Origin of the sequence: Pseudomonas sp. MWU16-30322 (assembly GCF_020515535.1) — a bacterium.
GTDB classification, from domain to species: Bacteria; Pseudomonadota; Gammaproteobacteria; order Pseudomonadales; family Pseudomonadaceae; genus Aquipseudomonas; species Aquipseudomonas fluorescens_H.
Genome location: NZ_JAIWYL010000001.1, coordinates 660,280 through 681,109, shown reverse-complemented (window position 1 = coordinate 681,109; position 20,830 = coordinate 660,280). Strand labels below are relative to the sequence as shown.

The window sequence follows — 20,830 nt, the reverse complement described above, 5'->3', positions numbered from 1 at the left end:
AGCTCCGTGAGTTATTTGTGGCCGGCTTTACCCAGCGCCTTGGCGACCAGTTGTTCGTAGAGCTCGGCATAGGGTTCGACCGCTTTGCACCAGTTGAACGGCGCGGCCATCGCCCGGCAGCGCATGGCATTGAGCAGGTCAGGGAAGGCGAATACCTTGAACGCGCGGCTCAGGGCTTCGCGGTAGCTGTCGGCCGTGGATTCGTCGAAGAGGAAACCGGTGACACCATTCTCGATGGTGTCGGCCAACCCGCCGGTGTTGCGCGCCACCGGCAGCGAGCCGAAACGCTGGGCGTACATCTGGCTCAGGCCGCAGGGCTCATAACGCGACGGCATCAGCAGGAAATCACTGCCGGCGAACATGCGCCGGGCATCGGTCTCATTGAAGCCGATGCGCACGCCGATCTGCCCGGGGAAGCGCAGCGCCAGTTCACGCATGGCCTGTTCTTCTTCCGGCTCGCCACGGCCGATGATCGCGATCTGGCCGCCGTTCTGCACGATGTACTCGGAGACTGCCTGGGTCAGGTCCAGGCCTTTCTGATAAACCAGACGCGAGACCACGGCAAACAGCGGGCCAGTGGAATCTTTCAAGCCAAACAGTTCACGCACATGGGCGGCGTTGACGGCTTTGCCTTCCCAGTCGCCGATGGCGAACGGCGCAAACAGGTGCGGATCAGTGGCCGCGTCCCAACTCTCGTCGATGCCGTTGGGAATGCCGCTGAGCAAGCCTTGCTGGGTCTTGGCGGCGAGAAAGCCGTCCAGACCGCAGCCGAAATCCGGGGTGGTGATTTCCAGGGCGTAGGTGGCGCTGACCGTGGTGATGTGGCTCGAATAGGCCATGCCGGCCTTGAGGAACGACATCTTGCCGTAGAACTCCATGCCTTCCTGTTGCAGGGCATGGGTCGGGATGCCGAGTTCCGGGCACGAGCCGAGGCTGGTCACGCCTTGATAAGCCAGGTTGTGAATGGTGAACAGGGTCGGCGTGCGCTGCCCGCGCCAGTGCATATAAGCAGGGGCCAGGCCGGCCGGCCAGTCGTGGGCGTGCACCAGATCCGGGCACCAGTGAATTTGTGCGAGGTTGGCGGCGATGTCGGCAGCGGCCAGGCCCAGGCGGGCGAAACGAATATGGTTGTCCGGCCAGTCGCGGCCGTTGTTGGCACCGTACGGCGAACCTTCACGTTCATAGAGTTCAGGGCAGATCAGTACGTAGATCACCAGCCCGTCCGGCATGTCCATGCGGCCGATCTTGCACGGGGGCAGCGCGGCATGGCCGCCGAGTTCGCCGATGATATGGATCGGGTTCTCGCTGTGCATCACCTGCGGATAACCGGGGATCAACACGCGCACATCGTGCAGGTGCGCCATGGCGCGGGGCAGGGCGGCGGAGACGTCACCCAGACCACCGGTCTTCACCAGATCGGCGATTTCCGAGGTCACGAACAACACTTTCTTCTTGTTGGGATTCTGGCTGGCGACCGGCGTCAGCGTTTTGGTGCCCGGGACGTTGATCGACCGGCTGCCGGGAAGACTCACCGTGCTCGATTCACCAACCGCCTGCTGAGCACGCTCTCCCTGAATATCCAATGCCGCACTGATCATATGAATCTCCCGTCTCGTTGATCTGATTCTTGTATCGAACAAGCTGTGGCCAAATCCTGTGGCCGGGCGCAAACGCGCCACGCATCGGTGAGCAAACGCTACCCAACACGCGCAAGCAGAATGGGTGGAGGGGGCGTTGCAAGGATTGCACCAGTCACGTTGCCCCTGTGTTGCAGATGACCAGCCGCTTCACGCAAAAGTTTCGACTTTTTTTACGTGCAGTGACCGACTGGTCTAACCCCGCGAAAATCAGTCTAGGCCAGATCCTAGAGCGGGCGAGAGCAAATGGGTAAATTGTTCGACAATCGGTTTGCAGGCATTGAAAGACGTGGTGTGCAGGGCTGAACGCACCGACGAAGTGCAGGTTTTTTTCTATGGAAGGGCCAAAACGGTGACTGGTCGGTCACGTTTCTGTGCTAGCGGGGAAGGAGGTTGCACTGTTGTGGTGCGGGCAGTTTGTTGATGTGTTGTCTATTAAGGCCCCTTCGCGAGCAAGCCCGCTCTCACATGGAATTGCGGCGTGCACAAATCACCTGTGGGAGCGGGCTTGCTCGCGAAGGCGTCAGTCGATTCAGCGCAATCGAAAGGTTCCGATCAATTCAACAGGCGCAGCGGGCTCCCCGCCGCCCAAGCCTGAATATCCTCGATCATCTGCGCAAAGAACTGTTCATAGTTCTGCCGACTCACATACCCCACGTGCGGCGTGGCCAACACATTCTCCAGTGTGCGAAACGGGTGCAGTTCAGGCAGCGGCTCCTGATCGAACACATCCAGCGCCGCCCCGGCGATCTTGTGTTTCTGCAATGCCTTGATCAGCGCCGCCTCATCGACGATCGGCCCGCGCGCGGTGTTGATCAGCAACGCGGTGTGTTTCATCCAGTCCAGCGCCTGCGCATCGACCAACCCGCGGCTGCGCTCGCTGAGTACCAGGTGCACCGAGAGCACGTCGGCCTGCTCGAACAATTCCTGCTTGCTGACGTAGGTCACGCCGGCCTGCTGCGCGCGCTCGGCGGTGAGGTTTTCGCTCCAGGCAATCACGCGCATGCCGAACACCTGACCGAATTGCGCGACCTTCTGGCCGATGCTGCCAAGACCGAGGATGCCCAGGGTCTTGCCATGCAAGTCGCCGCCCAGCCCTTGCTGCCAGCCACCGGCGCGCAGGGAGTTGGCTTCATTCACCAGGTTGCGCGTGGCGGCCATGATCAGTGCCCAGGTCAGTTCCGGTGCCGCATGCTTGTAGCTGTCGGTGCCGCAGACTTTGATGCCGAGACCGGCGGCCGCCTGCATATCCAGCGCCGCGTTGCGCATGCCGCCGGTGACCATTAGCTTGAGGTTCGGCAGGCGCTGCAGCAGATCCTGGTCGAAACGCGTGCGCTCGCGCATCACGCAGATCACCTGGTACTTGCCCAGTCGTTCCGCCAGCACGGCGTTGTCCGCCGGGTAGTCATGCACGAAGCTGACTTCGCCGATGCTGTCGAGCACCGACCAGTCGACCACACCCCGTGCCACGTCCTGCCAGTCATCGATTACTGCAATCTGCACCGCCATCAGCCTTACCTCATCAACGAACGGGATTGGAATTGTTCAGCCAGCCGAGCAAGGCCTGATGAAATTTTGCCGGTTCTTCCATCTGCGGCGCGTGGCCCAGGCCGGGGAATTCCACTAGCGTCGACTGTGGGATCAGCTTGGCGACCTGCTTGCCGAGCACGTCATAGTGACCGATTTTCGCCTTGACCTCGGGGGAAGCGAGATCCTTGCCAATGGCCGTGGTATCAGAGGTACCGATCAGCAACAGGGTAGGCATCTTCAAGTCCTTGAACTCGTAGTACACCGGCTGGGTGAAAATCATGTCGTAGATCAGCGCCGAGTTCCACGCCACCCGGGTTTTCCCCGGGCCATTGCTCAGGCCGGCGAGCATGTCGACCCAACGGTCGAATTCGGGTTTCCAGCGGCCGTCGTAATAGGTGGTGCGCTCATAGTCGCGAATGCCTTGGGCGGTGACTTTCAGTTCGCGCTGATACCACTGATCAACGGTGCGATAGGGCACACCGAGGGCTTTCCAGTCTTCCAGACCGATCGGATTGACCAGCGCCAGTTGTTCGACCTGATCCGGGAACAGCAGTGCGTAGCGCGTGGCGAGCATGCCGCCGGTGGAGTGGCCGAGCAGCGAGGCTTTCTGGATGCCGAGCGTCTTGAGCAGGCGATGAGTGTTGGTCGCCAGTTGCTGGAAACTGTATTGGTAGTTGTCAGGTTTGCTGGAGGTGCAGAAGCCGATCTGATCCGGCGCGACGACCCGGTAACCGGCCTCGCTCAAGGCCTTGATCGAACTGTCCCAGGTGGCGGCGCAAAAGTTCTTGCCGTGCATCAGCACCACGGTGCGACCGTTGGCCTTGCCTTGGGCGGCAACGTCCATGTAGCCCATCTGCAGGGATTTGCCCTGTGACTCAAAGGCAAAGTGCTTGAGCGTGTAGGGGTATTGGAAACCTTGCAGCTCCGGGCCATAGGTCGGGGCGTCGTTCGGGGCGTTGTCGGGCGCCGCTTCGCCGGGCACGGCCGCCTGGGCCAATAGCGGCAGCGCTGCGCTGAGGAACAGACCGGGCAGCCAGCGTGTGAGCGTGACGGACATAAGGGCAAACTCCATGGAAATCGACCGATGCTGGAACGCCCGGATTAGGGCGACGTTAACCACAGGCAACGCCGTGGCGTGAATGTTCAACCGAGCCAGCCCAGGGTCAGCATCGCCACCACGGCGTACCGCGCAGCCTTGGCCAGCGTGACGATCAGCAGAAAGCGCCCGAGCGGTTCGCGCATGACGCCGGCGATCAGGGTCAGCGGATCGCCGATCACCGGCAGCCAACTCAGCAGCAGCGACCAATGTCCGTAGCGCTCATAATGTTTGCGCGCGGTGGCCATGTGTCTGGCGTTGACGGGAAACCAGCGCCGATCCTGAAAGCGTTCGAGGCCGCGTCCCAGCCACCAGTTGACCAGCGAACCGAGGACATTGCCCAGTGTCGCCACGCCCAGCAGGCCCCAGAGCCAGTAACGGTCACTGGCGATCAGACCGACCAGCAGCGCTTCGGATTGCAGCGGCAACAGCGTCGCAGCGCCGAACGCCGCCGCGAACAGCCCGACGTAACCGGCAGCCATCAGTGGCCCGGGTAATCCGCCACCACCACATCCGTGCCGTCCTTTTTCAGGCCGATCACTTGATAGGCATCGCTCATACCGTCCATTTCCATGCCCGGCGAACCCATGGGCATACCCGAAGCGGCGATACCCAGCAGATCGTCGCGCTTGCTCAGGGCCAGCACTTGTTCAGCCGGCACATGGCCTTCGACGAACTTGCCGTTGATCAATGCGGTATGGCACGAGCCGAGGCGCGGTGGCACGCCGTGTTGCTGCTTGAAGCTGCTCATGTCGCTTTCGACGTGATCTTCGACTTTGAAGCCGTTGGCTTCGAGATGGCTGATCCATTTCTTGCAGCAGCCGCAATTGGCGTCGCGATGCACCTCGATCGGGATCAGATCGGCGGCCTGGGCCAGTGAGGACAGGAGCAGGGCGCTGAGGGCGGCCAGTCGCAGGGAGGTTCGCATGGTGGGCTCTCGACAAGGATGACGGTCAAAAAGGAAAGTATTTTGACCGGATTATCCTGCCGGGCATCAACGGAGTGTTTCAAGTTGATACAAAGCAGGCTGGCAGGATGATCATGGATCAAGCCTGACAGTCTGCTGAGAGGGAGATTACAAATCTGTCAGGCAGAATGGAGACGCGCTCTGTGGCGAGGGAGCTTGCTCCCGCTCGGCTGCGTAGCAGTCGTCAATCGGTCAATTTCGGCTTCCTGTCTATCGCGGTGTCAGAGTTGGGGCGGCTTCGCGACCCAGCGGGAGCAAGCTCCCTCGCCACAATAGACTGGTAGCGGAATCAACGAACTTTGAATCGCCCCATGATCGCGCTCACCCGGTTATTGGCTTCGAGCAACTGACGGGTATTGCGTTCGCTGGCCTGGCCGCTGTGTACCAGTTCTTCGACCATGTGGCGGATCTGCACCATGCTGCGGTTGATCTCTTCGGTCACCGCGCTTTGCTGTTCGGCAGCGGTGGCGATCTGCGTGCTGAGGCTGTTGATGTGGCTGACCGAACCGGCCATTTCGTCCAGGCCTGAGTTGACCCGGGCCGTGGCGTCAGCGGCGGACTGGCAACTGGCCTGCGTGTTTTCCATGGCGGCGACCGACGAACTCACGCCCTGTGTCAGTCGGGTCAACATCTCGTTGATTTCCGAGGTGCTGGCCTGGGTGCGGGCGGCGAGGGCGCGGACTTCATCGGCGACCACGGCAAAGCCGCGACCCTGTTCACCGGCACGCGCGGCTTCAATAGCAGCGTTGAGTGCCAGCAGGTTGGTCTGCCCGGCAATCGCGCCGATCACCCCGAGAATTTCGGTGATGCGCTGCGCATCCTGCTGCATGTTTTCGACTTTCTGGGTGGCACTGGCCACCTCGTCGATCAAGGCCACCACACTGTTGGTCGCTTCCCCGACCACCACCCGCGAACGGTCGGCGTTTTCGTTGGCGCGCTGGGTGAACGCTGCGGTTTCAGCGGCGTTCTGCGCAACGCTTTCGGCGGTCGAGCTCATCTCGGTGATGGCGGTGACGGTCTGATCGGTTTCCGAAGCGTGGCGCAGCAGGATCTGGCTGGTGTTGGCCGACGTACGCTGCAGGTCATCGAGGCTCGAGGCCATGGCGCCGGTGGCCTGCGTCACTTCACCGATCATGTTTTGCAGGTAGGCAATGAAGGTGTTGACGGAGTGGCCGATGGCGCCCAGTTCGTCTTCGGCGCGGATGGTGATGCGGCGGGTCAGGTCGGCATCGCCGCTGGACAGCGAGTCGATGTTGGCCTTCAGGGCTTTCATCCGCGAAACCAGTTGGCGGATCGCGTAGACCTGCAACAGCACCAGCAGGATCACCAGCGGAATCTGCAACAGGCTCAGGCTGCTGAGCACGTCGTCGCGCTGGGCGGTAAGCATCTTGGTCGGCAGGGCGGTGGCGAGGAACCACGGCGTGCCCTCGATCGGGCGCATGAAGAAGGTGCTGGCTTCGCCGTTGTTGTCAAACTCGACGCGTTGCGCCTGGTCACGGTTTTGCAGGCCAGCCTTGACCTGACTGGCGAAAGTCGAACCGGCGGCCAGTTCGCTGATGTTCTTCAGCACGATCGGGCCGCTGATGCGCGAGCTGTTGCTGATGATCTTGCCGTCGGCCTCGACGATCAGCATTTCGGCGTTCAGGTCTTTTTCCTTGCGCGCCACCAGATCATTGAAGAAGCCCAGCGTCACGTCGATGGTCGATACGCCCCATGCCGCGCCGTTTTTCTGGATCGCCATGGCGCAGTTGGTGCGCGGTTCGGCGCTCGCATCATCCTTATAGGCCGCAGCCCAGGCGCACTGGCCGCGCGGGGTCTGCATGCCGCCCTTGTACCAGCTCTGGTCGTAGTAGTTGGGGGCGGCGTCGCTGTTCCAGAAGGTGTTGACCGCCAGTTTGCCCGAGGCGTCGCGGTGCCAGAAGGTGCTGAATTTATTGCGCCCGGCCTCGCGCTGGCCCGGCAATGGCCAGATCCCGCCACCGAAAACTTTCTGCTCGCCGTATTGATCCACCAGCCCCGGCAACACCGTATCGATGGCCGCGCTGTCGAGCAGCGGAATGGTCTGGGTAATGCTGCGCTGCTGTGACTGCACTTTGTTCAACTCGCCCTGAATCTGTTCGGCGACTTCGGCGATGCGGTTGAGCACTACCTGTTCTTCAGTCTGGCGCAGCTTGGGCGCGACCAGTTGGCTGATACCAACCACGGTCAGCACCGACAGCAGCAGGATGAACAGAACCAGAAACAACGTGTAGCGAGCCTGAATGGTGCGGAATGCGGGCATGGATACCGGTCCTTGAGCTGCGATTTTTTATTGTGGGTCGAGGGAAAAACGGCGGGATTACACCAGCGTATCGTCGGCGAACGGCGAAGCTTTAGGTACTTTCGTGCAAGAAAGCGATGGGCTGACAGAAGGACGTATCGACCTCGATACAAATGAATACACCGGCACGTCAATCGGGGTGAAAAAGGAATCGGCAGCCAGCATCGAACTGCCATGAAGCCGCGCCACAGTGAACCTCTGGCGATTTGTATCGAGAATGTACAGAAATTGTAAGCGACCGCACTAAAAGGGTTGGTGCCATCACTGGGCCGGTAGATACTTCCCGGCATTCAAGTAGTCCAGCAAGGACATTTCATGGTTATTTCACAGGGAGTCTTCTCATGACGATCGGCATTGTCGGCGGCTGGGAGAGCAAGGCAGGGGTGCTGGTTCGCAATACAGGCGCGAAGAAGGAGGTCAAGCAAAGCCTCAAGGTGCAGCAGATGCTCGCCAAGGTCGGCACTAATCCGACCGCGCTGAACACTGCCGAAATGGACAAGCAGGGCCTGCGCAAAAATATCAAGGGGTTCGATCCGGCGAATGTCTCGGTCAAGCAACTGAGCAAACTGAGTGTTTTCCTGCGTGAACGCGGACTGATTTCCGACATCACCTCCTTTACATTGCTCAATGCCGGCGACAAGTTCGACCGTTTCGGGGTGACCAAAGACCCTGATGCAAAATTCAATGCGCTGGAGTATTTCGCCACCCAGCTCGACGCGATCCAGACCAATGGCCTCAATGGCAATGCGTACGGCAAGAACCTGATCCCTGAGTACAAGAAGGCGATCTACGTGCTGCAGAACCTGAAAACCTACGGTGAAGGCAACGCGCCGAAACCTGTGGACCAAGGCGTCAAAGCCAAGGCATAAGCCGATCAAAAACGGCCCACCCATACGCTGGGTGGGCCGTTTTCGTTTCTAGCCCTGAAGCCCTTCGCCGGTCTGCCGAATATGATCCTGCAAGCGCTGCATGTGCGGGCAGTGCAACGTCAGCGTGGACGGCTGACAGCCGCGATGAAACAGCGCGAGCCAGCCTTCGCTGCGTTCATCGGGGACAATCCCGGTGAAGGCGAAACCTGCAGCCGTCAGTTTTTGCAGTGAGCTGGAAAACCCTTGGGCGAGTCTGAGCCGGATTGAAATCAGCCAGTGCGCCGGCAGTTGCACCACTTGCTTGAGCAAGCTGTCATCGAGCTCTTTGAGCACCATGTCATAACGCCCCAATGCACGTTCGACATGCACCCTCGGACCTTTCCACGGAACGGCTTTATCGCTGGTCCCGAAAGCTGATTCCAGATGCGACATCAATTCCCGGCAATCCTGTGGCCAGGCCAGTGCCGGCAGCGGGCGACGATAGTCGTCTATGGTGCGGTGGCCGACAACGATCGTCTCACGCCCCGGCCCGCCGAACGGAGAGGGTGCGTAGTCCGGCAACAGTCCAATGCTGTGGAACCCGAGACCGGCGGCCATGCGCTGTGTGTAGGGATGGTGCGTGACCTGTTTGATCGTGACGCCCTGGCAATCAAGCGCCTGTGCATGAATCAATAACTGCTGGCCCAACTGTGTGGCGATGTTTTGCCCGCGAGTGTCCGGGTGCACCACCGTCAGTGCCAGTTCCGCAAGAAAGCTTCTGCCTGACTGGCGAAACAACGTGGCGTGCCCGCAGATTTTCTCGTTCACCACCGCTACCAGTGAGTGCCAGCGACCGTCGTTGTGGTTCTGGCTGATCATGCAGGGCAGATACACGTGCGGTTGAGGGTAATGATCGCCGTAGACTTCCTCGAACAGGCGACTGACTGCCGGTGCGTCAGCGATGCGGTAGCGTCGCAGGGTTACCGTGTCCATCATTCTCGCCTCGGGCGCGGGTTTTCATAATCGCGCCGGTCTACGACCCGCTGACGCTTGCCGGAACGTGGATGACAAGTCAGTTCATCGCCTGCACAAGCGATGACGTGCAGATCGAGCAACTGATCGTTGTGCAGAGTCCCGATCAGCGGGTATTGGTCGATCAGCGCACGGCGCAGTCTTGAGGTTGTCAGGGAAATGTCAGGCGTTAGCGTACCCGGCACCCAGCGCAGGCTCAGCAGGTCTTTTTTTCCCTGCTGTTCGATGACCAGTTGCCAGTTGTCGCTGGTGCCGACGCTTTGCACCAGATCACCAATATCAGCCGTGTCCAGGCTCAGTACACCTACTCGAACACGCTGGCTGCTCATGCCGCGCCCCATCAGGGCGAATTTGCGCATCGGGGTTCCGCTCGGTTCGCGCCAGCACGCCAGGTCGCCTACGGGGTAGCGGATCACCGGCATCAGGCGACGGGTGAGGTTGGTCACCACCAGCCTGCCGTTGCGGTTGCATTCTTCGATGACCTCACCGCTCACTTCATCGATGATCTCCAGCAGCTTGTGCCGCTCCAGCATCCGGTGTTCGCCCAAGGCGCAATCGCGGGCACTGATGCCGATCAGCCCGGCATCGACGCTGGCGTAGCCGATGGAGGCGATACGCGCGTTCGGGAACACCCGATGGAGCAATTGCAGTTGCGCGGCGAACAGGCTTTCTCCACCGTAGAGCAGGGTTTCGACACCCTCCAGCACAAGTGACTGACGCTCAAGCCAAGCGGCCAGTTTCAACAGTTGTGCCGGTATGCCAGCCAGCACATTGATCTGGTAGGCAACGATCGAGTCGACCAATACCGCGCTGTCGACGGCTCCGGTGAAGGGAAACTCGCTGACGGCTGTCTCGACATGGGCCAGGGCGTCGTGGACGAATATGAAACTGGCATACAGATCCCCGACGAAAAACAGGTTGGCAACCCGGTCCCCGGGGTTCAGTTGCGCCGTGAGGTGGCTGCCGAAATCGCGTACCAGGGTTTGCCATTCTGCGCGGGTAAATAGCGACAGTTTGCCCGCGCCAGTGGTGCCTCCGGTCTTGAAGATCAGCGCATCGTTCTGCGGGCCTGTCAGCACCGGCCATTGCTGCGGATTCTGGCTACCTCGCCAGTATTGCTCAGGGTCAATCTCGGGCAGTTCGCTCAAGGCGCTGATGGGCATTGCGACTGCCTTGAGGTGTTCGCGGTAATACGCCGAATGTCGGCGGACGTAGCCGAGCAAGTCGTTCAATTCAACGGTCGTGTTCATGGTTTTTTCTTATAAAAGTGGCGGGTGGCCGCGTGCAGGTCTCTGCTGTCAGCGGCGCGTATCAATCACTGTCGGCGTCTTGCCGCTGTGCCTGTTTCGGGCGAACTGCTCAAGCGCACATTGCTCGATGTCGACCGTCAGCAATCCGCTTTGCATCAGCGTGGTCAGCGTCAGGTAATTCTGCAGTCGTTGCCGCGTCTGTTCCGGTGCCAGCGGGCAGCGCAGGCGCATGCGTTCCAGGCCGTCCGGGCCGTGATCGAGGACCAGTTGAAACGGCGCCTGCAGGTGCTGCGCCAGCGTCGCCAGCGAAATGAAGTCGGTGCCGATGCGCAGCAGCTTGCCGTGGCGTTGCAGCAGTTCAAAGCGCGGCGAAGTCAGGCCGCAGGCGCACGGGCCGGGGAGCCAGCGCCCGCTGTCACCGATGTCATAACGCTGCACGGACTGGCCCTGACGTGCCCGAGTGGTCACCAGCAAACGCCCGGGTTCGCCATTACTGACTGGCGTGTCCTGATCGAAATTGACGATTTCCAGATGCTGAATCTCGCTCATCAGGTGAAACGCGCCATCTGTCGTGGCCTGGCAGGCATGGCCGATGGGGCCGGCATCGACGCTGCCGTAAATCGCCGAGCGGATCAGGCTCACACCGCAGCTCTGCAGCAATTCGCGGGTTGGCTCACTGAGGTGTTCGCCGCCGAGAAAGACTTTTTCGATGCCGCCATAGCGCCGCAATGTTTGCTGTTCGTTGAGGAACAGCCGGTGCAGGGTGGCGGGCATGCCGATCAGCACGGTGATCTGCTGTTGCTCGATCATCTGCGCGATCTCCCGGTAATCGTCATCCGCTGGCGCGCTCATTGGCCAGTGCCGGGCTTGCAGTTGCTCCAGCACCTTGGCAAAACTGGAGAAGCCGCCGTACAGCCCGCCGCTGAAGAACAGGTTCATCACGCGGTCCCGCGCCGGGGTCAGGCCGGCTGCCAGCAAACCATCGGCGGCGGCACGCATCTGACGCTGGAAATCGTCGTAACTGAAACCCGAAAGCACGGGGGCGCCACTGCTGCCCCCGGAGCGAAAATACAGCTGCGCCTGCGGGTGCGGTGGTCGATCGATGAACGTGTCCTTGTCCATGATCGGCACGCCGGCCAAGGGCGGCGGCGATGGCTGGCGATCCAGCGTGGCGTGGTGCGCCAGTGAATTCGGCGTCAGGCTGACCGACACTCGGCGGCTCAGACGCTGCAAGGCGTAGACGCCGTCATGGGGTTCGCCGTCGTAGCCATCGTGGATGGCGGCGATCGGCACGATGCGGGTAACACCGGCGGCGATCAGTGTCTGCGAAAGCTCGGCGATCTGCGTCTCCGGGCACAGCAGGGCACAGCTTTGCAGCACGTTGCGCCACGGCAGCAACGTCGCGGTCAGCAGCTCGCGGGGCAGGGGCTTGAGCAACAGGCTGCGAAACAGCGCCGACGGTTCGAGCTGGCGGTCATGGCTCCAGATCACGCGCCACCCCGGCGTGCTCCAGACCCGGCCGGTGTGCCCGGCAAAACTCTGGGCCAGCCGCGCCATCGCCGTGCAGGTGGTGATTTGCGAAGCCTCTTCAAGCGTCGGTGTGAGGGCCGGCCACTGCCCGGCGCGACGCTCGAACGCGACGGCCAGTTGTGCACCGATGTCGCTCAACACCGCTGTATCGTCACTGTCCACCAGCAACCATTGCGGGCTGGAGCAGGCTTGCTGATCGAGGCGGCAGACCTCATCGACGATGGCATCGAGTACGGCGGGCGAGACCGCGTCCGGGGTCAGATAGGCGAAGCTGATGCGGTGCCCCCAGTCGATCCAGCGACAGCCTGGCGGCACCTGTTGGCGAATGGCTTGCAGCGCGGTTTCGCCACCCCAGGCCGCGACGCCGTTGGCGTGCTTGCACAGTTGGCCGATTTGTCCGGTACTCGTCGGCAGGACTGCCACGTGACCGTTGAGTTGCCCGCTCGGGTCGCAGTCGAGAAACGCCTGGAGCAAGCGTGCGGTAAAGCCGCCGTCGCTGCTGCTGGGGCGCAGCCAGTTGACGTTACCGCTCAGCAGACTCTCGATCACCGCACAAAACGCCAGCAGCGGCGCATTGGCGGGCGTGATGTGCACCACCAGGCCCAATGGGCTCCAGCGTTCGAAACGCGACTGGCGATAGTCGATGCGGCGCAGAGAGTCGGGTTGCAGGCCGAGCTCGCGATCAAGTTTGGTTTGCAGCGTGGCGGGCTGGCAGAAATCGATCAGGGCCTGGCGTTGTCCGGCATCAAGCGGCAGTTCCGGTTCTTCACGTTGCAGGCGTTTGCCGAATGCCTCGGCAGTTGCGAGCAGCGTGCTGATTTCAAGGGGTGTCTGCAGCCGATCGGGCAGCTCCAGGTGAAGTTGCTGCAAGGCGCTTTCGAGGTTGCAGTCGGTGTGCAGCTTTCCGTTGATCAAGTACATGTCAGTGCCTCCCCAGCAGTTCGGAAGCGGCCAAGGCGCAGCTTCTGGCGGCTGCGGTGCCGGCGCGGCCATGCAGGTGGAACCAGTCGCTCGCCAGACCGCAATCGCAGCTTGTTCCAGGATGCAGCGTCGCCAGGTCGCTCATGACCACCGCGTGGGCCGGGCTTGAGGAAATGTAGGGTGAGACCAGATTCAACAGGCCGGATTGCCCATAGGGCAGAACTGAAAAGTCCACGGGGCTGCGCACGTAAACTTTCGCGTAGACCGGGACGTGAAAGCGATGATGGGCACATTCGATGTAAGGCACCGCGTGTTCGACGGCGCCATAGCCGTCGCGACAGTCCCGGGTATTGATGCCCAGCTGTTGCTGGATGCACGCGTACAACGCTTGCTTGGGGACTTCTTCGGCGGCACGGGTTTTCCAGCCACCGCCGAAAAATGCCAGGGAACCTGCTGGCAATTGCACATCCGGCACATCCGTGGCGCGCATGCGTTGCAGGGTCTCCCAGAGAAACGCCGGGAAGCCGAAAATACGCACCGGCAGGCCTTCTTCGGCAAATGCCTGCAGGGCCGCGATCACACCGAACAGATCAAACTGGTGACCGTCGCCGTTACGACGCAAGGCGTAAACCACCCGATTGGCGGGAGCAAAGCCGCACAGGAACTGATCGGTAAAGGACGTGCCCAGGGTGTTGGTCTGTTCTGGCTCGTAGCTGAGCAGCAAGTAGTTGCACGGTGCGTGCGGTGTTATCCAGCCGTACTGCGCGAATATCCGCTCGACCATGAACTGCGCTGCGCCGAGGCTGCGGGCGTCATAGCGCATGCGACTCTTCTGCCCGCTGGTGCCGGAAGAGGTCAGTTCCAGAGCGTCCGCGCCAGTCGGGCTGAGCAGCCTGTGTTGCTTGAAGAAATTGGCGAAAATCGGTGGCAGTTGCGACCAGTCGTCCAGCGTGTCGAGGTCATCGACATCGATTGAGTGGGCGCTCAGCCAATGGCTGTAGCCAGGCGTATGGCGAGCGTGGAACCGGGTGATTTCGCTCATGGCCTGATTGAACAGACCCGTGGGTACGGAGTCCGGGCAATAGGGCTTCGGCAATGCGCAGAGCGCGTCGCCATGGGGGAATCGAGTCATCGAATATCCTTATTGATGTGCGTTGGGCGCCGCGGGTGTCGCAGGGTTGTGGCGCAGAAGACGGTAGAGCAGGGGCAGGCACAGCAGGCCGCCGAGGGCTGCCCACAGACAGAAGGATTGCAGGTTGTCGCCGCCGCCAACGATGGCAATGAGCGAACCGCCGATGCCCATCACGGCAATCGACAGCATGCCGATCATGGCCGAGACCAGACCTTTGCCATCGGGGCTGGAGAACAGCGCCAGCCGGTACAGTGCGGCGTTACTCATGCCCAGCCCCAGCGCATACATGGCCAGACCGGCGACGGTCAGTGCCAGGGAAGTCGTACTCAGGGCCGCGCCGATCAGCGTCAGCAGTCCGAGACAGAATGGCCACAATGCCAGACCAATCACCCGAACCAGTGTGTGCCCGGCGAGCAATCGATCCAGCAGCAGATTGCCGACGATCACCGCCGAGAACACCGGGATCTGCCACACGCCGTATTCCAGCGCAGACAGCTCCAGACGCTGCATGAGCAACACCGGCGCCAGACCGATCCAGGCTATCAATGGCAGGCTCATCAGGCCCAACGCCAGACTGCTGCCGACGAATCGGCGATTGCGCAGCAGCGCGAAGTAACCCCGGCGGATTTGCCTGAGCGAGAACGCCGCAGGGGCTTGTTGCTGGCCGTCGCGGCGCGTGACGCCGATCGTTTCCGGCATCCAGGCCAAGAGACCGAGCCAGACAACGGCACTGGCCGCTCCCAGACCGAGAAACATCTGCCGCCAGCTCAGCCATTCCAGCAGCAGGCTGCCGAGCAACGGACCAAGCAGCGGCGACAGCAGCGCCACATTGCCCAGCAGTGCCATGAGCCGCACCGCATCGGCTTCGCAGAATACTTCCTGCAGCGCCGGGTAGCTGACGGCGACGACGAATCCCAGGCCCATGCCTTGTATCAGGCGCAGCACATTGAACGCTTCAATGCGCTGCGTCATGACCGCGGCGCTGCACGCCAGGCCAAACAGCGCACAGCCGAGCAATAGCGAGCGACGTCTGCCGTAACGATCAGAGAGCGGGCCGATCAGCCATTGCAGGCACACGCCGCCGATCAGATACAGATTGAACGCATTGGGTACGTGACGGGCATCGGCGTTGAACTCTTCAGTGACCGTCAACATGGCCGGCATGATCATGTCGCTGGCCATGTAGGTGAGCAGTTCAAAAGCGGTAATGGCCAGGCAGAATCCAACTGTCTGCACGGGCGCCATTACGATCAAGGTTCTCTGCATAAACATCCCTGTTCCAGTGAGCGAGAAAGTTTGCAGAGACTAGAGGTAGAGTCGTCGCAGCATCCAATGCTTTGCTGCGACATGAAATTTCAAATACTTACAGCGTATTTAAGTGAGTCAAAACGCGTGTTGAACCGCCGCGACTGGCCGGTTGGCGTGCCAATAAAAATGCCCGCTGGCGGGCGGGCATGGTTTGCTCTGAAAAGACTTTTACCGCTTCTCTTCCGGTGCTTTCAGACACACCGAGATGCGAACAATCCTGTTCTATCGATGGTAATAACCGGGACCTTCCTGGTAGCGATGGTGGTCGTCATGCCAGCCTCCGTGAGGGAAGAAGAAGCAGCCACTCAAGGTCAGGATGGCAAGGAGGGGAATCAGCCAGGTGATTCGACGGAACATTTCAAAATCCTCATGGTTACGCCGTCATGAAGCCAAAACTCTTCATCGGCTGTAACATGAGACCGCGTTCGCCCCGGCCCATCCCCGCAACACGGTATGTGCATGGCATGCAACCGGATACAAACCGGATACATTTGAAAGTTTCAGGAACCCGCAATGACTCAGAAGCAACGTTTGAAATACTCGATCCTGATCGCCCTGTCGGTGCTGGCGATCATGCTCGGCCTGTCCTGGCTGCAGAACGCCGGGATGATCAGTCAGAAGATTTTCCAGTACATCGCCATCGGTGTGGCGGTGGTCGTGGTGGTGATCAACGCGGTGATGCGCCGCAAGGTCAAACCCTGACGGCGATCGCGGGACGCTTCAATCGTGATTGAGCACGGCAGCAGCCTGTGGATGCAGGCTGTAACTCTTGTCCGGGTTGAAGGTGACCACACCTTCGGCACACAGACGCTTCAACACTTCGCGCACGCTGAGGAAGGACAACGGAATATCCAGGTCCAGCAACTGGCTGTGCACGCCGCGCACACCAAGGCGCCGTTCGCTTTGCGCGGCGACCAGCAAGGCGTCGATGACTTTCAGGCGAATCAGGCTGGTGCGCAGACCGAAGCTTTTGAGCAGCAGGCGAATGCGCTCATTGCCTTGTCGCTCGGGGCTGGGTGCGAAACTGCTCGCGCGGGGACTCATGGAAGCTCCTTGTGACGCCTGGCTACCGTCCGTTGGTAGTTGCGAGTTGTACATGGGATTACTCCTTTCAGAGCCTGGTCAGGAAACGTTTTGGCTGCTCTCAGTAAACAAGACGTTTCAGCACGACAAATCATGAAAGAAAATATGTAGAAATTTTGTCGCTTATTCGTTGTTTTCCCGTCATCGCCGGCCGGTCGCTTGGGCAAACAGGCTAAATATTTTTTTACCGCATTCGTTTCCTGAACAGCCATCTTGCGCCCGGGCGCAGGAATCAACTTCAGACCGGGTCTGACGCTCGCGCAACGCAGGCGTCGATTCGTGTCCCATCGATCAGGAGCGAGTGTGATTATTTCCAGGCAGTTAACCGGGCTGGCCCTCGCCGGCGCGTTTCTCGGACTCAGTCTGTCGGCCCATGCGTTAAGTCCCGCCACACAAACCCATGCTGATATTCGCCGCACCTCATTTGGCGTGCCGCACATCCGCGCGGAAAACGAGCGCGGACTCGGGTTCGGCATCGGTTACGCCTATGCGCAGGACAACCTGTGCCTGCTGGCCAACGAGATTGTCACGGTCAATGGCCAGCGCTCGCGCTATTTCGGGCCGGATCAGTTCACCGTCGAACAACGCGAAAATCGCGTCAGCGACCTGTTCTTCACCTGGCTCAACACCCCCGCAGCGGTGAAGGCCTTCTGGGACGCGCAGCCTGCTCAGGTGCGCGATCTGGTGGAAGGTTATGCAGCAGGCTACAACCGCTATCTGGCCGAGCGCCGCCAGCAAGGCCTGCCGCAGCAGTGCCAGGGGGAGTGGGTGCGTGATATCGCCGCCGAGGATCTGGTGAAGCTCACCCGCCGCTTGCTGGTTGAAGGCGGGGTCGGGCAGTTCGCCGAAGCACTGGCCGGTGCGACGCCGCCGCAAGCCACGGCACAGGTCGGTAGCCATGCGCAGGCTTATCAGTTGGCGGACGCGCGCATGCAGCGCTTCGCCCTGGATCGCGGCAGCAACGCCGTGGCGGTCGGCAGCGAGCGTTCGTTCAACGGGCGCGGCATGCTCCTGGCCAACCCGCATTTTCCGTGGGTCGGCGGCATGCGCTTTTACCAGATGCACCTGACCATCCCCGGCAAACTCGACGTGATGGGCGCCGCCTTGCCGGGGCTGCCGGTGATCAACATCGGTTTCAACCAGCATCTGGCCTGGACCCACACGGTGGATTCGTCGAAGCACTTCACCCTGTATCGCCTGCAACTCGATCCCAAAGATCCGACGCGCTACCTGCTCGATGGCAAATCGCTGCCGCTGAGCAAGCAGACGGTGACCGTGCAGATCAAACAGGCGGACGGGCAGGTGGTGCCGGTTTCGCGCGATGTCTACAGCTCGCAGTTCGGCCCGATCGTGCAATGGCCGGGCAAGCTCGACTGGGATCATCAGTACGCTTACAGCCTGCGCGACGCCAACCTGGAAAATGATCGCGTGCTGACGCAGTGGTACGCGATGAATCAGGCGTCGAGCCTCAAGGATCTGCAGGATTCGGTGCACAAGATTCAGGGCATCCCGTGGGTCAACACCCTGGCCGTGGATGACAAGGGGCAGACGCTGTACATGAACCTGTCGGTGGTGCCGAACGTCAGCGCCGAGAAACTGGCCAAGTGCAGCGACCCGCGCATCGGATTGCAGATGATCGTGCTGGATGGCGCCAACAGCGCCTGCGCGTGGGATATCGATCCGCAAGCCGCGCAGAAGGGCATTTATGCCGCCAACCAGTTACCGCAACTGTTGCGCAAGGACTTCGTCCAGCACTCCAACGATTCCGCGTGGCTGGCGAACCCGGCACAACCACTGACCGGGTTCTCCCCGCTGATCAGCCAGGACGGCCAGCCACTGGGGCTGCGTTCGCGGTTCGCACTGGAGCGCCTGAGCACGCTGGGTAAAAAAGGCCCGGTGGCGGTGAAGGATCTGCAACAGATGGTGATGGATGACAACGTCTATCTGGCGAGCAAGGTGCTGCCCGATCTGCTGAAATTCTGCGCTGCGGATCTTGGTGCGGACGCGGCTTCGTTGAAGCCGGTTTGCGTCAGCCTCAAAGGCTGGGATGGCCGGGCGAATCTGGATTCGGGTATCGGCCTGGTCCATTTCCAGAACATCATGCAAACCCTGCAAAAGTCGCCGGATGTCTGGCGCGTGGCGTTCGATCCGAAAGATCCGCAACACACCCCGCGCGGGTTGGCGATCGAGCAACCGGCGGTGAGCAAGGCATTGCGTGAAGCAATGCTGGCGTCGCTGCAAACCACCACGAAAATGGGCCTGAAAGCGGACACCCGCTGGGGCGATATTCAGGTGGTGAGCAGCGGCGGTCAGCAAACCGCGATTCACGGCGGACCTGGAACGCTGGGGATCTACAACGCGATTCAGAGTGTGCCGCGTGAAGACGGCAAACTCGAAGTGGTCAGCGGCACCAGCTACCTGCAAGTGGTGACCTTCGACGACAAAGGCCCGCACGCTCAGGGGCTGCTGGCGTTCTCGCTGTCCAGTGACCCAGAGTCGAAATACTCCCATGACCAGACCGAGGCCTTCTCGAAGAAACAGTGGAGCGTGTTGCCGTTTACCGAGCAGCAGATCACGGCTGATCCGCAGTATCAGGTGCAGACCGTGCGTGATGCTGCCGGCAAGAGTGCCGAGGTGGTTGCGCAGTAAGTCATCCTGAACGAAAAAGCCGCTGCTCCTTGAACAGGGACAGCGGCTTTTTTATTGCCCGAAACGCGTGATCCCAAGCTTCAGGTCTTCGGCGGCTGCCGTGGCATCGAGTTAATCACCGGATCACCCTCAGTGTTACGCGTCAGGTACACCGGCAGCACTTTGGGCAGAGCGTTGACGAGGCCGCTCAGTTCTTTGATGTTGTAGACGCCGCCGACGCGGATTGCACCTGTGTTGGCGTCAGCCAGTTTCAGCGGTTTGTTCAGGTAGCGATTGATCAGCGGCAAGGCGTCGTTCAGTGCCAGGTTGTCGAGTACCAGTTTGCCGCTGCGCCAGGCCAGTGAACTGTCATTGTCGTAGGTCTGGCTGATCTGTGGCGTGTAGTCGCCATGCCGGTACTGCGCCTGCATCGAAGGGCCGAGGCGCAGGCCGTCGCCGGGCAATGCCGTGTTACTGGTGACCAGTACCGAGCCTTCGATCAGGTTGACCCGCACCTGATCTTCATAGAGCCAGACATTGAAGCGGGTACCGGTCACGCGGATCTTGCCTTCGGCGGCTCGGACCACGAACGGGTGGCTGAGGTCGTGGCTGACTTCGAAAAACGCTTCGCCCTTTTTCAGCGTGACCCGGCGCTCGTCCTTGTAATTGCTGAAGGTCAGCTCGGTGTTGAGGTTGAGCTCGACCTGACTGCCGTCCTTCAGGGTCACCTGACGGACATTGTCGCTGGCTTCGAAGTGCTGATAGCTGTTGGGCAGCCAGCCGAGGTTCCAGCCGCTGTAGGCGGCCAGCGGTAATGCGAAGGCGCAGACGCTGGCGGCGATGGCATAGCGACGCCAGGCCGGGACGGGTTTGTTCAGCGGTACACTCGGGGGCGGCTGCGGACGCGGCAAGTGTTCGGCAACGTCCCAGATTTCCAGCATGGCTTCATATTCGAACGCATGCAGCGGATGAGCATCGCGCCATTGCTCGAAAGCCAGACGCTCCTCGGCGGAGCAGTCGGCTGCGTGCAGACGCATGCACCAGTGCGCGGCGGCATCGGTGATCGCATCGTATTCGGCTTCCGAGAGGGATTCTTGGGTCATTGACTCGTCCTGATTTGCTGCATTCTAACCTTGCGGGCAACGCGCCGAGAACATCCATCATGGCAATTGCCCATCAAAGTGGAACTTATTTTTCCGTCAGACGCCCAAAAACAGGACATCCGACGAACATCATCCACAAATGGAGTGAAAAAATGATCAAAAAAACCTTTGCCGCTGTTGTTGCCACTGCTGCCTTGTTCAGTGCCGGTGCCGCGATGGCCGATCGTCCCGGTGCGGGCTGGGTCACCATCGAAAAGGCGATCGAGATCGTGAAGACCAAGGCCGGTTACGTCGAAGTCTATGAGATCGAAGCGGACAACGATGGCTACTGGAAAGGTGAGGGCCGCAAGGCGGATGGCTCTGTTTATGAATTTCGTATCGATGGCGCGTCGGGCAACGTACTGCGCGATCAGAAAGACTGATTTCCACGGTCAATAAACCATGC

General features: G+C 60.7%; 17 protein-coding genes. 4 read left to right on the top strand and 13 right to left on the bottom strand.

All coding sequences use genetic code 11. The annotated features are described in order from the left end of the window. Positions 1 to 11: 11 nt before the first annotated feature. The 6 genes from glgA to LCH64_RS02900 form a co-directional block, all read right to left on the bottom strand. Positions 12 to 1,598, bottom strand: a complete 1,587-nt coding sequence (glgA, locus tag LCH64_RS02925) for a glycogen synthase GlgA (protein WP_226499441.1) — start codon at positions 1,596 to 1,598, stop codon at positions 12 to 14. A gap of 594 nt (positions 1,599 to 2,192) precedes the next feature. Beyond that, complete coding sequence (locus LCH64_RS02920) at positions 2,193 to 3,146, bottom strand: D-2-hydroxyacid dehydrogenase family protein (RefSeq protein WP_226499440.1); 954 nt, start codon at positions 3,144 to 3,146, stop codon at positions 2,193 to 2,195. 13 nt (positions 3,147 to 3,159) lie between these two features. Further along, positions 3,160 to 4,224, bottom strand: a complete 1,065-nt coding sequence (locus LCH64_RS02915) for an alpha/beta hydrolase (RefSeq protein WP_003224556.1) — start codon at positions 4,222 to 4,224, stop codon at positions 3,160 to 3,162. Positions 4,225 to 4,310: 86 nt separating this feature from the next. Continuing rightward, entirely contained in the window at positions 4,311 to 4,745 is a 435-nt protein-coding gene (locus tag LCH64_RS02910; protein WP_226499439.1) for a YqaA family protein, read from the bottom strand. Further along, a complete protein-coding gene (locus tag LCH64_RS02905; protein ID WP_226499438.1) occupies positions 4,745 to 5,191 on the bottom strand; it encodes a DUF411 domain-containing protein in 447 nt (148 codons plus the stop codon). Before LCH64_RS02905 ends, LCH64_RS02910 begins: the two co-directional genes overlap by 1 nt. Positions 5,192 to 5,519: 328 nt before the next feature. Then, positions 5,520 to 7,511, bottom strand: coding sequence for a methyl-accepting chemotaxis protein (locus LCH64_RS02900; protein WP_226499437.1), 1,992 nt, complete (start codon positions 7,509 to 7,511; stop codon positions 5,520 to 5,522). A gap of 380 nt (positions 7,512 to 7,891) precedes the next feature. On the opposite strand from LCH64_RS02900, the gene LCH64_RS02895 reads away from it, so the two are divergent. Next, positions 7,892 to 8,419, top strand: coding sequence for a hypothetical protein (locus tag LCH64_RS02895; RefSeq protein WP_226499436.1), 528 nt, complete (start codon positions 7,892 to 7,894; stop codon positions 8,417 to 8,419). Positions 8,420 to 8,467: 48 nt separating this feature from the next. Here LCH64_RS02895 and LCH64_RS02890 read toward each other — a convergent pair whose 3' ends face one another. From LCH64_RS02890 to LCH64_RS02870, 5 genes are read right to left on the bottom strand one after another with little or no spacing between them, the layout of a single operon-like run. Further along, entirely contained in the window at positions 8,468 to 9,391 is a 924-nt protein-coding gene (locus LCH64_RS02890) for a GNAT family N-acetyltransferase (protein ID WP_226499435.1), read from the bottom strand. Further along, positions 9,391 to 10,680 carry an AMP-binding protein gene (locus LCH64_RS02885; protein ID WP_226499434.1) on the bottom strand — a complete coding sequence of 430 codons (1,290 nt, stop codon included), beginning with the start codon at positions 10,678 to 10,680 and terminating at the stop codon, positions 9,391 to 9,393. The genes LCH64_RS02890 and LCH64_RS02885 overlap by 1 nt, the downstream gene beginning before the upstream one ends. Before the next feature lie 48 nt (positions 10,681 to 10,728). Beyond that, complete coding sequence (locus LCH64_RS02880) at positions 10,729 to 13,131, bottom strand: aldehyde dehydrogenase family protein (protein WP_226499433.1); 2,403 nt, start codon at positions 13,129 to 13,131, stop codon at positions 10,729 to 10,731. 1 nt (position 13,132) lies between these two features. Continuing rightward, a complete protein-coding gene (locus LCH64_RS02875) occupies positions 13,133 to 14,263 on the bottom strand; it encodes an acyl-protein synthase (RefSeq protein ID WP_226499432.1) in 1,131 nt (376 codons plus the stop codon). A 9-nt stretch (positions 14,264 to 14,272) separates the two neighbouring features. Further along, positions 14,273 to 15,529 (bottom strand): MFS transporter, encoded by a 1,257-nt coding sequence (locus tag LCH64_RS02870; RefSeq protein ID WP_226499463.1) that lies wholly within the window; start codon positions 15,527 to 15,529, stop codon positions 14,273 to 14,275. A 555-nt stretch (positions 15,530 to 16,084) separates the two neighbouring features. Between LCH64_RS02870 and LCH64_RS02865 the strand changes: the two genes are divergently transcribed. Then, a complete protein-coding gene (locus tag LCH64_RS02865; protein ID WP_226499431.1) occupies positions 16,085 to 16,273 on the top strand; it encodes a hypothetical protein in 189 nt (62 codons plus the stop codon). A gap of 18 nt (positions 16,274 to 16,291) precedes the next feature. Here LCH64_RS02865 and LCH64_RS02860 read toward each other — a convergent pair whose 3' ends face one another. After that, positions 16,292 to 16,669, bottom strand: a complete 378-nt coding sequence (locus LCH64_RS02860; protein WP_045122427.1) for a fe2+ zn2+ uptake regulation protein — start codon at positions 16,667 to 16,669, stop codon at positions 16,292 to 16,294. A gap of 288 nt (positions 16,670 to 16,957) precedes the next feature. On the opposite strand from LCH64_RS02860, the gene LCH64_RS02855 reads away from it, so the two are divergent. Further along, positions 16,958 to 19,303, top strand: a complete 2,346-nt coding sequence (locus LCH64_RS02855) for an acylase (RefSeq protein WP_226499430.1) — start codon at positions 16,958 to 16,960, stop codon at positions 19,301 to 19,303. 80 nt (positions 19,304 to 19,383) lie between these two features. On the opposite strand, the gene LCH64_RS02850 is transcribed toward LCH64_RS02855, so the two are convergent. Next, positions 19,384 to 20,385, bottom strand: coding sequence for a FecR family protein (locus LCH64_RS02850; RefSeq protein WP_226499429.1), 1,002 nt, complete (start codon positions 20,383 to 20,385; stop codon positions 19,384 to 19,386). 152 nt (positions 20,386 to 20,537) lie between these two features. Between LCH64_RS02850 and LCH64_RS02845 the strand changes: the two genes are divergently transcribed. Then, positions 20,538 to 20,807: a PepSY domain-containing protein gene (locus tag LCH64_RS02845; protein WP_103483325.1), complete on the top strand. Its 270-nt coding sequence runs from the start codon at positions 20,538 to 20,540 to the stop codon at positions 20,805 to 20,807. Positions 20,808 to 20,830 lie beyond the last annotated feature (23 nt).

Coding starts and splice junctions, on each gene's coding strand:
- glgA (WP_226499441.1), bottom strand. CDS start 1,598: ATGATCAGTGCGGCATTGGATATTCAGGGAGAGCGTGCTCAGCAGGCG.
- LCH64_RS02920 (WP_226499440.1), bottom strand. CDS start 3,146: ATGGCGGTGCAGATTGCAGTAATCGATGACTGGCAGGACGTGGCACGG.
- LCH64_RS02915 (WP_003224556.1), bottom strand. CDS start 4,224: ATGTCCGTCACGCTCACACGCTGGCTGCCCGGTCTGTTCCTCAGCGCA.
- LCH64_RS02910 (WP_226499439.1), bottom strand. CDS start 4,745: ATGGCTGCCGGTTACGTCGGGCTGTTCGCGGCGGCGTTCGGCGCTGCG.
- LCH64_RS02905 (WP_226499438.1), bottom strand. CDS start 5,191: ATGCGAACCTCCCTGCGACTGGCCGCCCTCAGCGCCCTGCTCCTGTCC.
- LCH64_RS02900 (WP_226499437.1), bottom strand. CDS start 7,511: ATGCCCGCATTCCGCACCATTCAGGCTCGCTACACGTTGTTTCTGGTT.
- LCH64_RS02895 (WP_226499436.1), top strand. CDS start 7,892: ATGACGATCGGCATTGTCGGCGGCTGGGAGAGCAAGGCAGGGGTGCTG.
- LCH64_RS02890 (WP_226499435.1), bottom strand. CDS start 9,391: ATGGACACGGTAACCCTGCGACGCTACCGCATCGCTGACGCACCGGCA.
- LCH64_RS02885 (WP_226499434.1), bottom strand. CDS start 10,680: ATGAACACGACCGTTGAATTGAACGACTTGCTCGGCTACGTCCGCCGA.
- LCH64_RS02880 (WP_226499433.1), bottom strand. CDS start 13,131: ATGTACTTGATCAACGGAAAGCTGCACACCGACTGCAACCTCGAAAGC.
- LCH64_RS02875 (WP_226499432.1), bottom strand. CDS start 14,263: ATGACTCGATTCCCCCATGGCGACGCGCTCTGCGCATTGCCGAAGCCC.
- LCH64_RS02870 (WP_226499463.1), bottom strand. CDS start 15,529: ATGCAGAGAACCTTGATCGTAATGGCGCCCGTGCAGACAGTTGGATTC.
- LCH64_RS02865 (WP_226499431.1), top strand. CDS start 16,085: ATGACTCAGAAGCAACGTTTGAAATACTCGATCCTGATCGCCCTGTCG.
- LCH64_RS02860 (WP_045122427.1), bottom strand. CDS start 16,669: ATGTACAACTCGCAACTACCAACGGACGGTAGCCAGGCGTCACAAGGA.
- LCH64_RS02850 (WP_226499429.1), bottom strand. CDS start 20,385: ATGACCCAAGAATCCCTCTCGGAAGCCGAATACGATGCGATCACCGAT.
- LCH64_RS02845 (WP_103483325.1), top strand. CDS start 20,538: ATGATCAAAAAAACCTTTGCCGCTGTTGTTGCCACTGCTGCCTTGTTC.